Origin of the sequence: Photobacterium sp. GB-36 (genome assembly GCF_003026135.1) — a bacterium.
Taxonomy (GTDB): domain Bacteria; phylum Pseudomonadota; class Gammaproteobacteria; order Enterobacterales; family Vibrionaceae; genus Photobacterium.
Map to the genome: position 1 here is coordinate 234181 of NZ_PYNY01000001.1, position 13859 is coordinate 248039.

At 39.8% G+C, this 13859-nt stretch carries 13 protein-coding genes; 6 read left to right on the plus strand and 7 right to left on the minus strand.

Translation table 11 applies throughout. The annotated features are described in order from the left end of the window. The first annotated feature begins 147 nt into the window (after positions 1-147). The 5 genes from C9J46_RS01040 (at position 148) to C9J46_RS01060 (ending at position 5733) form a co-directional block, all read left to right on the plus strand. Complete coding sequence (locus C9J46_RS01040) at positions 148-732, plus strand: PilZ domain-containing protein (RefSeq protein ID WP_107205744.1); 585 nt, start codon at positions 148-150, stop codon at positions 730-732. After that, entirely contained in the window at positions 725-4186 is a 3462-nt protein-coding gene (mfd, locus tag C9J46_RS01045) for a transcription-repair coupling factor (RefSeq protein ID WP_107290411.1), read from the plus strand. The genes C9J46_RS01040 and mfd overlap by 8 nt, the downstream gene beginning before the upstream one ends. An 81-nt stretch (positions 4187-4267) precedes the next feature. Further along, positions 4268-4822, plus strand: a complete 555-nt coding sequence (locus C9J46_RS01050; RefSeq protein WP_107205742.1) for a GNAT family N-acetyltransferase — start codon at positions 4268-4270, stop codon at positions 4820-4822. 106 nt (positions 4823-4928) lie between these two features. Then, the gene (locus tag C9J46_RS01055; RefSeq protein WP_107290412.1) at positions 4929-5168 is read left to right on the plus strand and encodes a YecH family metal-binding protein; all 240 of its coding nucleotides are present in this window, start codon (positions 4929-4931) and stop codon (positions 5166-5168) included. A gap of 91 nt (positions 5169-5259) precedes the next feature. Next, complete coding sequence (locus C9J46_RS01060; protein WP_005367112.1) at positions 5260-5733, plus strand: FKBP-type peptidyl-prolyl cis-trans isomerase; 474 nt, start codon at positions 5260-5262, stop codon at positions 5731-5733. A 78-nt stretch (positions 5734-5811) separates the two neighbouring features. Here the strand turns inward: C9J46_RS01060 and C9J46_RS01065 are convergent, their stop codons facing one another. From C9J46_RS01065 to hinT, 7 genes are all read right to left on the minus strand, one after another. Beyond that, a complete protein-coding gene (locus tag C9J46_RS01065) occupies positions 5812-7101 on the minus strand; it encodes an NAD(P)/FAD-dependent oxidoreductase (protein ID WP_107205740.1) in 1290 nt (429 codons plus the stop codon). A 191-nt stretch (positions 7102-7292) separates the two neighbouring features. Then, the gene (ycfP, locus tag C9J46_RS01070) at positions 7293-7832 is read right to left on the minus strand and encodes an alpha/beta hydrolase YcfP (RefSeq protein ID WP_107205739.1); all 540 of its coding nucleotides are present in this window, start codon (positions 7830-7832) and stop codon (positions 7293-7295) included. Positions 7833-7980: 148 nt separating this feature from the next. Further along, positions 7981-8820: a DUF6279 family lipoprotein gene (locus C9J46_RS01075; protein ID WP_107245445.1), complete on the minus strand. Its 840-nt coding sequence runs from the start codon at positions 8818-8820 to the stop codon at positions 7981-7983. Positions 8821-8865: 45 nt separating this feature from the next. Further along, complete coding sequence (locus tag C9J46_RS01080; RefSeq protein ID WP_107290413.1) at positions 8866-9774, minus strand: phosphotransferase; 909 nt, start codon at positions 9772-9774, stop codon at positions 8866-8868. Between the two features lie 38 nt (positions 9775-9812). Then, positions 9813-10403, minus strand: a complete 591-nt coding sequence (gene lpoB / locus C9J46_RS01085) for a penicillin-binding protein activator LpoB (RefSeq protein ID WP_107205736.1) — start codon at positions 10401-10403, stop codon at positions 9813-9815. Positions 10404-10433: 30 nt separating this feature from the next. After that, a complete protein-coding gene (locus C9J46_RS01090; RefSeq protein WP_107205735.1) occupies positions 10434-10820 on the minus strand; it encodes a YcfL family protein in 387 nt (128 codons plus the stop codon). A 338-nt stretch (positions 10821-11158) separates the two neighbouring features. Next, positions 11159-11509 carry a purine nucleoside phosphoramidase gene (hinT, locus tag C9J46_RS01095; RefSeq protein ID WP_005367093.1) on the minus strand — a complete coding sequence of 117 codons (351 nt, stop codon included), beginning with the start codon at positions 11507-11509 and terminating at the stop codon, positions 11159-11161. A gap of 377 nt (positions 11510-11886) precedes the next feature. Between hinT and C9J46_RS01100 the strand changes: the two genes are divergently transcribed. After that, positions 11887-13854: a methyl-accepting chemotaxis protein gene (locus C9J46_RS01100; protein ID WP_107205930.1), complete on the plus strand. Its 1968-nt coding sequence runs from the start codon at positions 11887-11889 to the stop codon at positions 13852-13854. Positions 13855-13859 lie beyond the last annotated feature (5 nt).

Genomic DNA, 13859 nt, shown 5'->3' on the forward strand with positions numbered 1-13859 from the left:
AAACACTTACGCCGCTTTTCTTGCCCTTGCATGATTGCTAAGTAATAATCAGTCCAATTAATTCAAGCTTTATATGCTGTGGCTGTCAGTTATGGCATCCGCTCCTATTATTAGTTTGAAATAGGATTTATTCACAGTGAGTGCGCTATGACACAACAAGATGAGTATTTTTCAGTCCAGCTAGGGCTTACTATTAACGTTGAACGTTTATCATCTAATGAAAGCGTACCTGATGAACAAGATTTCAATGCCGAAATCCCGCCTTTATTTCGTATTGCCAGCGAGTGTTCGACGTTAGAAGACAATGCCGATCGTTTATTCGCCAGTTTCAACAAAAATGAAACCCAAGCATTGATGGATTATCTTGCAGCACAAAACAGTAAAATTAATCTATTACTGTCTTATGTTTTATCACAGCAAGATGATCCTACCTATCGTTTTACTACCTTAACTTTTGGCGCAAGTAACCTTAGTTTTACCAGTTCATCTTCCTATCCGGTTGGCACTAATGTTAGAGTGAAACTGTTTTTAGATTACCCAGCCGCTGCTATTTTTTGCTACGCTGAAGTCACCGAAAGTATTGCTAGCGATGAGCAATTTATCATTAAATTGCGTTATACCCGTTTGCTTGAAGATGATCGAGATTTGCTGATCCGCGCCGCTTTATATAGCCAGCAAAAACTTTTACGCCAACGTGCTCAACAACGACAATTAAATAATAACGATGAATAATAAACACTTACTTTCTATACCCTTACCTAGTAAGGCTGGCGATAACCGTTATATCGGTAATATCAAGGGGGCAGCCCTTGCACTGTCTTTTGCAGAAGTGGCCGCATCGCATAAAGGCCCAGTTCTTGCGGTGGTGCCTGATACCCAAACAGCCTTAAAACTTCAGCCAGAAATCACGCAATTTTGCGATGTCGAGGTAAACGTTTTTCCAGATTGGGAAACCTTGCCTTATGATAATTTCTCGCCACACCAAGATATTATTTCAGAACGTTTAGCGCGTTTATACAAAATGCCAAGCCAAAAATCTGGCATTATTTTGGTGCCGATCAGTACCTTACTTCAGCGTCAAACCCCAAGAGAATTTATCCACCAGCATGCTTTAATCGTAAAAGCTGGCGATCGAATGTCACTTGAAAAGCTGCGCTTACAGCTTGAAGTATCAGGTTATCGTCATGTTGATCAAGTGATGGAGCATGGCGAGTATGCCAGCCGAGGCTCGCTGCTTGATTTGTTCCCAATGGGGAGTCAATCTCCTTATCGTATCGATTTTTTTGACGATGAAGTCGACTCTATTCGTCAATTTGATCCAGATAACCAACGTTCTACCGGTGAAATTGATAGTATCGATTTATTACCAGCGCATGAGTTCCCAACGGATGAAATCGCAGTTGAAAATTTCCGTATGCGCTGGCGTGAACGTTTTGAAGCTCGCCGAGAACCAGAATCTATTTATCAACAAGTCAGCAAACGTTTATGGCCTGCAGGTATTGAATACTGGCAACCGCTGTTTTTCGATAAAACAGAAACCTTATTTGATTACTTACCTGATACTTCTTTGCTTATCACACTGGGTGATTTAGAGCCTGCCGTTGATAGCTTTTTAGCCGATGCTGAATACCGTTACGATCAACGCCGTGTTGATCCATTGCGTCCTTTACTTGAACCTAAAGAGCTATGGCTAACAAAAGATGAAATGTTCGCAGGCTTTAAGAATCTGCCTCGCGTTCGTATTCAGTCGGAGCCTGTCGATAGCCCAAAAGCAGGCCGTTTTAATCCTGAATTAAAACCCGTTCCTAGCATCACGATTAATCACCAACTTAAAGAGCCGTTTGCTGAACTCAGACGCTTTGATGAGCAATTCCAAGGCAAAGTCATTTTCTCTGTAGCCTCTGAAGGCCGTCGAGAAGCGCTGCTCGATCTATTAGCACGGATCAAAGTCCGTCCATTGGTTTGTAAAACCTTAGATGAAGCCCTTGATAACCCAACCAAACATAGCCTTGTTATTGGCTCGGCTGAAAATGGCTTTATTCTTGATGATCCTGCTGTTGCATTCTTGTGCGAAAGTGACTTACTTGGTGAGCGTATTGTTCAACGTCGTCGTCGCGATGATAAAAAAACCACAGTCAATGCCGATACAATTATCCGTAACCTTGCTGAATTGCAAGTGGGGCAACCTGTCGTTCACATTGATCACGGCATAGGCCGTTACCAAGGTTTACAAACCCTTGAAGCTGGCGGTATTAAAACCGAATATGTAACACTTGAATATCAAGGTGGCGCTAAACTCTATGTTCCTGTTGCATCACTGCATTTAATTAGTAGCTACTCAGGTGGTGCTGAAGATACCGCACCTATTCATAAATTAGGTGGCGAAGCATGGTCTAAGGCTCGCCGAAAAGCAGCAGAAAAAGTCCGTGATGTGGCGGCTGAATTACTGGATGTTTACGCTAAACGCGAATTAAAACCAGGCGTTAAATTTACCCTAGATCGTGAAGCATACGCTGAATTTAGCGCAGGTTTCCCTTATGAAGAAACCTACGATCAAGCCTTAGCAATTAACGCAGTTCTGTCTGATATGTGCCAAACCAAGGTCATGGATCGCCTTGTTTGTGGTGATGTGGGCTTTGGTAAAACTGAAGTCGCTATGCGTGCTGCATTTGTGGCTGTTGATAACAACAAACAGGTAACTGTGTTAGTGCCAACTACCCTATTGGCACAACAGCACTTTGAAAACTTCCGTGACCGCTTTGCTAATACGCCAGTGCGTGTCGAGGTGCTATCTCGATTTAAAACAGCGAAAGAGCAAAAACAAATTTTAGCGGATGTCGAAGAAGGTAAAATCGACATCTTAATTGGTACTCATAAGCTACTAAATAGCAGTGTGAACTACCATGATTTAGGCTTATTGATTGTCGATGAAGAGCATCGCTTTGGTGTGCGTCAGAAAGAAAAAATCAAAGCGATTCGTGCCAATGTCGATATCTTAACCTTAACGGCAACACCGATCCCTCGTACCTTAAACATGGCAATGAGTGGGATGCGCGATCTTTCGATAATCGCCACACCACCAGCGCGTCGTTTAGCGATCAAAACATTTGTTCGCCAATCCGATGATGCTGTTATTCGTGAAGCTGTGTTACGTGAAATCAGCCGTGGTGGTCAGGTTTACTTCCTGCATAATGAAGTCGATAGCATTGAAAAAACGACCGAAGATTTAGCAAAATTGATCCCTGAAGCCCGTATCACCTTTGCTCACGGTCAAATGCGTGAGCGTGAACTCGAAAAGATCATGGGCGATTTTTACCACCAGCGCTTCAATGTACTTGTGTGTACTACAATTATTGAAACTGGTATCGATGTCCCTACCGCTAATACCATTATTATGGATCGCGCTGATAATCTTGGCTTGGCTCAGTTACACCAGTTACGTGGTCGTGTTGGTCGTTCTCACCACCAAGCTTATGCTTACCTATTAACACCACATCCAAAGCGTATGACGAAAGATGCGGTGAAACGCCTTGAAGCCATTTCTTCTCTTGAAGATCTTGGTGCTGGCTTTACGTTAGCGACCCATGATTTAGAAATTCGTGGTGCTGGTGAATTACTTGGTGACGAACAGAGTGGTCAAATTCAATCGGTTGGCTTTAGCCTCTTTATGGAGATGTTAGAACAAGCTGTTGAGGCTCTAAAAGAAGGTAAAGAGCCTTCGCTAGATGATCTACTTAAACAACAAACAGAAGTTGAGTTACGTATTCCAGCGCTACTGCCTGATGACTACATCCCTGATATTAATACTCGTTTATCACTTTACAAACGCATCGCAAGTACTAGTGATGACAACGAGCTAAACGAAATTAAAGTTGAGCTAATTGACCGATTCGGCTTATTACCAGAAGCGGCATCGAACTTACTGACGGTAAACAGTGTCAAACTTAAAGCTGCCACGCTTGGCATCAAGAAAATCGAGAACGGTGAAAAAGGCGGCTATTTCGAATTTGATCAAAATGCAGCAATCAATCCAAGCTTCCTTGTTGGTTTACTGCAAACTCAGCCCAATGTTTTCAGAATGGAAGGCCCAACAAAACTGAAAATTATTGCTGAACAAAGTGATCGTAAAAAGCGAATAAAGTTCCTTGAAGATCTTCTTGAACAATTTCGTCAGCACATGGTGTAAGTAAACCATCCTCTAAGAGTACTGACCGAACAAGGTCAGTACTTTATATTTAGATACTCTCCGAATTTCGGCAGGATAGCTATGAAACTTGATTTCGAAATCTCTACGCCTCGGCTTATTCTTCGCCCATTTAAAAATGCTGATCTCAATGATTTTCTCGCAGCCGTACATGACTCAGTTAATGAACTAAGTCCATGGCTTGAATGGTGTGATAATCGCTTTGATCAACATGATGCCCATGAATGGATAAGCGCAAGTCGACTCAGCTGGCAAACCGATTTTAGCTATGAATTTGCCATCTTTAATCGCTTTGATGATGCGTTTATTGGAACGGTTTCTCTTAGTGCGATTATTCCTATGACCAACAGTGCAAATTTAGGCTATTGGATAAAAACAGGTTGTCATCGACAAGGATTTGCGACTGAGGCGAATATTGCAGCCGTACAATTTGCTTTTCAAATGCTAGGGCTAACACGCTTAGAAATCATTACGCATATCAATAATTATGCTAGCCAAAAAACAGCAAAAGCATGCAATGCTAAATTTGAATGTGAAGCGCGTAATCGTATTTATTATCATAATAAACCGCTTGATGGTCTTGTTTATTCGCTAGTACCAAGCGATTTATTCACTTAACCTAAAAAGCTGCATTTAAAATACACTTTATTATCACACATCAACATTTTCTTTGGGTCCTTCACTTATGCTTTATTCGTAAACAATATTGAAGGACAACTCCCCGATGAATACATACCACGCTCACGATATCCTTAATTTACTGATTGAATCTCAACAGCCGTACACAATAGAAACACTGAAAGAAAAAATTGCGAATAGCTACGGTTCTGATGCGACGTTTTACACCTGCAAGTTAAAAGATTTAACGATTGAACAATTGCTAGAATTTTTTGTTACTAAGAATAAAGTGACAATTACAGATGGCATCGTTACGGCTAACATTGCCAATATGTGTCACCATTAAACGATTAAGCACAACATTCTTTACAGTTTCATGCTGTTAGAAAAACGACACAGTGGTAAGATGCAAGAAATTCATTTGTAAGGAAACTATTGTGTCAAAAATTGTTATTGCCGTTATTGTTGCCGTATTACTCGCTTTTTTCCTTTATCGTTCATACAACAATAAGCAAGTTGCTGCTGAAAACATTAAGCAAGGTGAAGCTTTTCTTGCGGAAAATAAATTAAAAGAAGGCGTACAAACGACGCCTTCTGGTCTGCAATACCTTGTTTTGCAAAAAGGAACAGGGACTGAACACCCTAAAGCGACAGATAGCGTAACAGTGCATTACCACGGTACTTTAATTAATGGCACCGTGTTTGATAGCTCAGTCGATCGTGGTGAAAAAATTTCTTTTCCACTTAACCGCGTGATCAAAGGTTGGACGGAAGGCTTACAACATATGGTTGTTGGTGAAAAAATGCGTTTCTTTATTCCAGCAAATCTTGCTTATGGTAATAACGGTGCAGGTAGCATTCCACCAGGCTCAGTGCTCATTTTTGATGTTGAGTTATTTAAAATCAACTAATAAAAAACAGATATAAACAAAAACGCCAGCAAAAATGCTGGCGTTTTTTATGTCATCAATTAAACCATTATGACTAACTTAGTGCAGCTTTAAGCTTGGACGAAGTACACGGTTAATACGGCTTACTAACATAATAAGTCCTGTTTTAAACATCCCATGTAACGCCATTTGGTGCATACGGTATAGTGAGATATACACCATACGTGCTATGCGCCCTTCTACCATCATCGAACCTTTTGATAGGTTACCCATTAAGCTACCAACAGTTGAGAAACGGCTTAGTGATACTAACGAGCCATGATCGCTATACACATACGGTTTCTGTTCACGATCTGTAATTTTCGCAACGATGTTTGAGAAACAACGGCTTGCCATTTGGTGTGCCGCTTGCGCTCGTGGTGGAACAAAAGAACCATCTTCCTGCACACAAGATGCCAAATCACCAATCACATAAATATCATCATCACGGGTCGTTTGTAGCGTTGGTTTAACCACTAACTGATTAATACGGTTCGTTTCAAGCCCTGCAATATCTTTCATGAAATCAGGTGCTTTGATACCAGCAGCCCATACCATGATTTGTGCTGGAATATGATCGCCATCTTTTGTGGTTAAGCCTGTTTCATCAGCCTTAGTGACCATCGTACCAGTACGTACGGTTACACCCAATTTCGTTAGCTCACTGTGTGCCGCTTGAGAAATACGCGGTGGCAATGCCGGAAGAATACGATCGCCAGCTTCAACTAGGTTTACGTTTAGACGAGAGCTATCTAAGTCACCGAAACCGTAGTTATGTAACTCTTGTACTGCATTGTGAAGCTCTGCTGATAATTCAACACCAGTAGCACCAGCACCAACAATTGCGATATCAACGGTCTTTTGATCTTTGTTTCCATGTAACTTCATGAATTGGTTGTTCATCTCTGTACGGAAACGGTGTGCTTGCTCTGGGCTATCAAGGAAAATACAGTGGTCACGCACACCCGGAGTATTAAAATCATTCGATGTAGAACCAATCGCTAACACAAGAATATCGTATTCTAATGTACGCTCAGGTACTAACAGCTCGTTTTGCTTATCAAATAATGCAGCAAGTGTGATCGTTTTATTTTCACGATCTATCGTTTCTAACGAGCCCATTTGAAAATCAAAGTGATGGTTTTTCGCATGTGCTCGATAACTAATAGCATCTACACCTGCATCTAATGAGCCTGTTGCTACTTCATGAAGTAATGGTTTCCACAAGTGACTTGCACGGCGATCCACTAGAGTAACCTCTGCACGGCCTTTACGACCAAGGGTACGTCCAAGCTTTGTCGCAAGCTCTAAACCACCCGCACCGCCTCCAACAACAATAATTCGAGTCAAAATCACTTCCTCTCTAATTTTATAAATTTTTTAAACTGACAAATACCTTATTGCATAGCAGACTGTTTGTTGTGGTCTGTTTTGCACGCAAAATGCTAGGCAAAAAGAGATCTGAAGCCAGTAAAGCCACATATGTGTAGGTAGACGGATCTATGATCCGTCTAAGGTATAGGAGGTAATATATTTCGTTATTATTGCGCTTTAAACGCTTTTATTGTTTGTAGATGTTGCGAGATCTTTTTAAACTTATGTGTTTCATTTTCGTCCCACACTATATCATAAAATTGATCTAGCTCATCTTTTGTAGCTTGATTATCTAATACTTCGTCATTAGTTGAAAGTATGCAAAGACAATTACCTGCATTTTTTTTGCGAAAACCTTCAACGCATTTCGTCATAATGTCAGTATATTCTTCTGGACGATCAATACGTCCTTCCATGTTATTTTCAGGATGAAGGTTTGGGTTAAAAATGACTTGTTTAATACCGCATAAGAAGCCAATTCTTTCAGCCCAATAGCCCCCCAACCCAACCCCACAGATCAGTGGCGTTGTATCTTTATTCTCGTCTACTAACTTATGAACTTCTTTTAGTAAATGCTGCATATCATGCTTTGGATGCAGGGTACTGTAATTTACAAAGCGGATATCAGAATCGATAAACTGTAACTGTAATACCTTTTCATGATTACCAGGGCTTGTTGAATCAAAGCCATGTAGATAAATAATCATATCAATTCCCTCTCGCTTAATTTTAAAATCATCCGTGCCCTTGTATAGGACGTTATAAATCTACCACTTTCTATATGGTTTAACAGGATAATAATGAAAACTATGATCTTCTTTGCAAACTATGAGCATTGATAAAAAGCGTTCAGTACTACTTCTTTTGAATTAATGTCGCGATATCTTTTCTAAGTGATGTGAGTTCACCTTGTAAATGGCGTAACTGCTGTGGGCTTAAACTCTCGTTTAACTGTTTCATGATGACAAAACGCTGGCTTAAATACTCATCGAGTTGAGTTTGATAGACCGCATTTTTAAGAGAAAGAATATTTTTCACTTGTTGTTCGACACGCAATGAAAACTGCGCATTATTACGTTGTTTCAGTATCCTCTTTAATTGTGACAAGTTATCTGTCGCTATATTTTGAAAAATTGTGGATTGCTGTAATTGCAGTTGCGCTAAGCTTAGGATCAACTGCTTTTGTTGCTTCGTTAGACGTCCAATCCACTTTTGGGCTTTATCTTCAAGCTCATCATAGCGATCTTCAAGGCGTTGTTTTGGATTTTTTGATAAACGCTCTTCCCGTCGCTCAGTTATCTCTTTTTCAATCGCTTGTAAACTGGCTGCAATTTGTGAAGGGCTCATTGTTTTAACAACATCAATGATCGGTGATACAAAAACCAGAACTGATGCTTCGCCTGCTTGCGTAAAACGCTGATGATAATTGGCGATTTGTTCTGCTGTTAACGGTTTTTTAAGATCCGTTTGTAAGGCAGAAATCAACTTATGAAATACGGCTAATTGTTGCTGTCGATGTTGTGCAAGTGCAGTTTCAAGACCTTGCTCTAACTCACCCTGTTGTTGAGAGTCCAAATCAAGATAATCTGATAAGTAATAATCAATCCAGAAATCCAATGAATTGTATACCAATTTAAATGTGCAACCAGATAACACCACACAAATAAAGATTATGCTTATCGTTCTTTTCAACATCAGTACGTCTCCTTGTACAAACGTTTCACACTTACTATAACGTCTCTATGTAACCAATTGTTTTAGCTTGAGCTCTAATTGTTTAGCTTGCTGTAAATATTCATCATCATGCCAAACTTGATAACCCACCAAATACCACAGTAATGCTAGGTACTCACACCAAGGCTGCCAGTAATTTACCGCCTCTAACCATTCATCAGTAGATACCAAGGTGATATCGGACGCCTCTCTTGCCACACAATAATCTTTCACTGCTTTTTCAGGGCTAAGTGCATTAGCTAATATCGTCATGGTTAAATCAAGAGAAGGATCGCCTGCACTGGCATATTCCCAATCGATAACTTTAGCGTTCATCACATCAACTAACCGGTCACTGTCATTAGGGACAATAATATTGTAACGCCCTAAATCAAAATGACAGCAGGTATCAGAAAAGTAGTGATTAATCTTCTGATTATCAAAATAATGGTAAATAGATAGTAATTGTTTTGATTTTAAATTAGCAGCAATCGTTTGCCAGTAATGCTCAATACGTTGCTTAATATCTAATCGATGGGTAGGAAGCGGTAAAGCATGAATACGCGCTTGAAGTTGACACAGTTGCTGATTGGTAAATCGTTGATCTGCTTGTTCGCCTTCAAGCCAATCTACAATTAATACTTGTTCATTATTATTTAGATTAATGTCTAACAATGCATAGGGTTTTGGCGCTAATTTAGAACCGTCAATTAAACGTAATAACTGATATTCATGCGTTCGATTAATACCAAAAGCTTGAGCCGTGCTCGTTAATGGTCGCCACACGTAATGGGAAGATTGATTATTTGAAGGATGGTACAGGAATAATTTCCAACAGCGATTGGTTAAACCGCCCGCTAATGGGCTCGCTGTTAGAAATTGTACATCGGGTAACAAAGACAATAATGTGGGATCAAAACTCTCGTTATCTTTCATTATAATTTCAACATTGCTACCCGATTATTTAGGCTAAATTACCAACCTTGAGAATCTGATTCACTCTTAGGCGCTAAACCTGAATCAGCCCACTCAATTGAACCTGAGTTTGTATCCATCAAACGCATGGTCATTTTATAGAAAGGGACATTCTGACCATCTTCACGCTTGCTCGTATTGGTTACATGACCATACAGCATGTATTGCGCACCTGTCATTTTAGCAAATTGAATCGCAGTACCTTGATTAACAAAACGATCATTCTCACTAAAGTTCATTTGTTTACGCACCGCATCAACGCGAGACTTATCGACTAAGTTAAATTTACCTGAACGTGAAATTTTAGACTTAATTGTGTTAGTAAGCGACTTAGTATCAACATGTCCACTGGTATTGTTTTGAATATTATCAACAATCACAATCGGATGCTTACCGCCTGCTGTAATTGAAGATACAGCCGGTGATGACAACATCTTTGTTGTTAAGTCCGATGCCGTGTTATCAAGATCATTAGAGCCAAAATTTACCGATGGAGTTTCAGGTAAATGCGAATTCACATAATCGACAGTTTGGGCACAACCACCTAATAATGAAGATGCCGCTAATAATGCAAGAACGCTTTTTTTCATTGTTTTACCTTAACAATATTTTATATTAAATCAGTATACTGCTCGACGAACGTAAATACGATATTGGGTAGCTTCAACTTTATCAGCAATACCTTGTAATATTACTTTACCGTTGCCAGCCAACGCAACGGAATGCCATGGTGCCGCACTACCACTGATCTCTAAACCTTGGCCATCATACCAATAAATACGGTATTGCAAGTTCAGATCTGTGTTAACTTTGTTTATTGCCTCAACAGAGGCTTGCATTAAACCATTAACTTTCGTTATATGAGCGTCTTTAAAAACTAAGCTACGTGCAAGAAAAGCGTTACCAATAACGACATTTTGATTGCTGTTTTCGATACTAATACCAGCATGATCACTGCTACATCCAGTGATAATTAATGCTAAAAATAATGCCATTACATACTTCATTACATGCCTCTTAATAGCGTGACAATCAAATTTCTAAGTAACATTATAAGAAACTCATTTATGATCGTGCGTTTAGCTATGACCCACAAGTTCTTACTAATAAATCTAATATCGGCATTTACCGTTACATAGCAACGCGTTAGATTTTAATGTTAGTAAGCGACGATTACCAATAAAGTAATAGATAAGCTATCTGATATAATCAATTTATCGCAATAAAAAAGCCTGAATATCACACCACTTATCGTATACCCAACGAGAAGATTAAAGATACTCAAGCTTTGTGTCTATCTGGGGATAATTATTATCCATTACATAACGTTATCAGCACGTCATGACTAGCCAACTAGCATTGGCCCTAAAGGACGCCCACCTAATAGGTGCATGTGAATATGGTAAACTTCTTGTCCACCATAAGGATTACAATTGACGATCAAACGGTAACCGTCTTCTGCCACGCCTTCCTTTTCTGCTAATTTACGCGCAACAGTAAACATACGCCCCATCATCAACTCATCATCGGCTTCCACATCATTGACTGTTGGGATCAATTTATTTGGAATAATTAAGATATGGCTTGGCGCACGAGGATTGATATCACGAAATGCTGTGACTAAGTCATCTTGATACAAAATATCAGTTGGAATTTCTTTACGAATAATTTTACTGAAGATAGTTTCTTCCGCCATTTCTGACTCCATCAACTCATTGTTATTTGTTTAGTTAGTGAGTATGCGTCAGTCAACTCTATTGCGCAATATTGAACGTTGTTTTAAAGATTTAATAGAGAAAAAATTTCACGTTTTCGTGTTTTTTTGATGCAGCGATCAAACAATTGAAGCCTAAACAAATTTATCTATCAAGACTCAAGCAGAACTGACGATAGTATAGGTTAGAGTTAATTTGATAATTCGATTCGCAAATTTAGCATTGATTGCGAAATAAAGGGTTACCCCATTATCAAATTACATTTATGACTAATAGGTCAGCATTATGATGACACTGACCCTTTGCTAAATATAGGGATATTATGAAGAAATCTAGCCAAACTTCGGTCATACGTCGTATGTACTCCGGTTTTGTGGTTATGGTTGCATTGTTTGTTTTAACCATTGTGCTCATGCTTGATGGAACAAACCGTATCCATAATCAGTTAACAACAGTAACAACAGACGCACTTCCTTTAGTCTCTATATCAAATAAAGTCAGTGTTAAACTTCTTGCCGCCGACAAATCTTTTAAAGACTTTTTAACCAGTCAAGATCCTGCTGCAATGAAAACCTATGAAGCCGACTTTCGTAAAGCAACAAGAGAGTTCGCCTCTGCGCGTAAAGAGCTTGTAGCCATTGCCGAAAGTAATCCAGAGTTAACGTCTTACATTAAAGCGCTAACCGAATTAGAACAGCGTTACTTCAGCGAAGCTCAAACCGCGATGGGTAATTATCGCGCGCAAATGTTAGCCGGTGATGAGCGCCAACAATCAGCGCGACGCTTTCAGCGTTTGCAAGCTGAACTCAGCATTGGTATGAAAGAATACATTAATGAGCAAGATAATATGGCTGTTAAGATGATGGCTAAAAATTTCTTTGTGAAGTTAAAAGAAACAGAAACCATTACTTCTGATGCCCTTGCCACTGACGATATCAGTAAGATTAAAGCCGCAATAAAAGCGAATAAACGCAGTGTAAACCATCTTGCCAACGCATTTCGTAGCTTAACAACCCTACTTTCAGGCTTAAAAGAAACATTCGGTAAATCCGTTACTCAATACACGTTAGATATCGGTAAAAAAGGCGGTGTGCTTGATCAACACTATGAATTCATTGAAGCGAAAACGCGCCTTTATGACAACATTGCCACGCTAACTAAAGAAGTGAATCAAGCACTATCGATTCTTGAGCAATTTAATCAGCAAGCGACCAATCAAATGGATCAAGCGATTGCAACAGCTGATGACACTTACAATCAAGGCATAACCAAAGCTGTTGGTATTGCGATTGTGGTTATTTTATTAGCCATTTCTATCGGTTGGTATTTAGCGCGAAGTGTTCGTCGTCCACTGGTTTCTATGCTAAAAACGCTTGAATCATTAACTGATGGTGATATGACACAGCGTACAGAAAGCAGTCAATTCATTGAGTTTAATAAACTAAGTCATCACATCAATACGTTAGCTGGCAATCTTCAACAAATTTTAAGTCAATTAAGCAAAGCATCTGAAGATCTCACTCAAGTTGCGGCAGAAAACCAAAGTACAACTGCACAAGCAAAACAGCGACTCAATGAACAACGAGAGCAAACTGTTTCTGTGGCAACAGCAATGACAGAGATGGAACACTCAGTTACTGATGTATCGCAAAGTGCGCAGAACACCATGGAACGTGTTCATGAGGTAGAACGTGCATCAGCAACAGGTCGTGAAGTGATGAGTAAAAATATTAATATTGCCCATCAGCTTTCAACTCGTTTAGATGACTCTGTAACAGCCGTTGCTGATCTTCAACAAATGAGCAGTAATATTGGTTCTATTTTGGATGTTATTCGTAATATTGCCGACCAAACTAACCTACTTGCACTCAATGCCGCCATTGAAGCAGCCCGTGCTGGCGATCAAGGACGAGGCTTTGCCGTTGTTGCCGATGAGGTTCGTGTTCTCGCTAAACGTACCACCGACTCTACCTCTGAGATTGAAGCGATGATCCAAAACCTTCAAGGTAGCTCAGGTCAAGCGATGGAAATGATGCAAAGCTGTGTAACAGAAATGGATAACAGTATTAATCAAGCATCAGATGCCAATAGCGCAATGGAAGAGATCCAAGCGATTATCATTGAAATTAGTCAAATGAGTAGTCAAATTGCACAATCAGCGGAAGAGCAGCGGACGACGACTACCGACATTGCCCGTAGTTTAGAGGATATTAGTCATATTGCTGATACTAACTACAATGCAATGGAAGAAATGGCAGAAGCCAGTACCATGTTAGATAGCTTAGCCACTGAACAAAATAAACTCGTTCATAAATTTAAACTGTAATTTAA

Bases quoted from the DNA above. Each gene is read 5' to 3' on its own strand.
- C9J46_RS01040 (WP_107205744.1), top strand. From the start codon at position 148: ATGACACAACAAGATGAGTATTTTTCAGTCCAGCTAGGGCTTACTATT.
- mfd (WP_107290411.1), top strand. From the start codon at position 725: ATGAATAATAAACACTTACTTTCTATACCCTTACCTAGTAAGGCTGGC.
- C9J46_RS01050 (WP_107205742.1), top strand. From the start codon at position 4,268: ATGAAACTTGATTTCGAAATCTCTACGCCTCGGCTTATTCTTCGCCCA.
- C9J46_RS01055 (WP_107290412.1), top strand. From the start codon at position 4,929: ATGAATACATACCACGCTCACGATATCCTTAATTTACTGATTGAATCT.
- ycfP (WP_107205739.1), bottom strand. From the start codon at position 7,832: ATGATTATTTATCTACATGGCTTTGATTCAACAAGCCCTGGTAATCAT.
- C9J46_RS01075 (WP_107245445.1), bottom strand. From the start codon at position 8,820: ATGTTGAAAAGAACGATAAGCATAATCTTTATTTGTGTGGTGTTATCT.
- C9J46_RS01080 (WP_107290413.1), bottom strand. From the start codon at position 9,774: ATGAAAGATAACGAGAGTTTTGATCCCACATTATTGTCTTTGTTACCC.
- lpoB (WP_107205736.1), bottom strand. From the start codon at position 10,403: ATGAAAAAAAGCGTTCTTGCATTATTAGCGGCATCTTCATTATTAGGT.
- C9J46_RS01090 (WP_107205735.1), bottom strand. From the start codon at position 10,820: ATGAAGTATGTAATGGCATTATTTTTAGCATTAATTATCACTGGATGT.
- hinT (WP_005367093.1), bottom strand. From the start codon at position 11,509: ATGGCGGAAGAAACTATCTTCAGTAAAATTATTCGTAAAGAAATTCCA.
- C9J46_RS01100 (WP_107205930.1), top strand. From the start codon at position 11,887: ATGTACTCCGGTTTTGTGGTTATGGTTGCATTGTTTGTTTTAACCATT.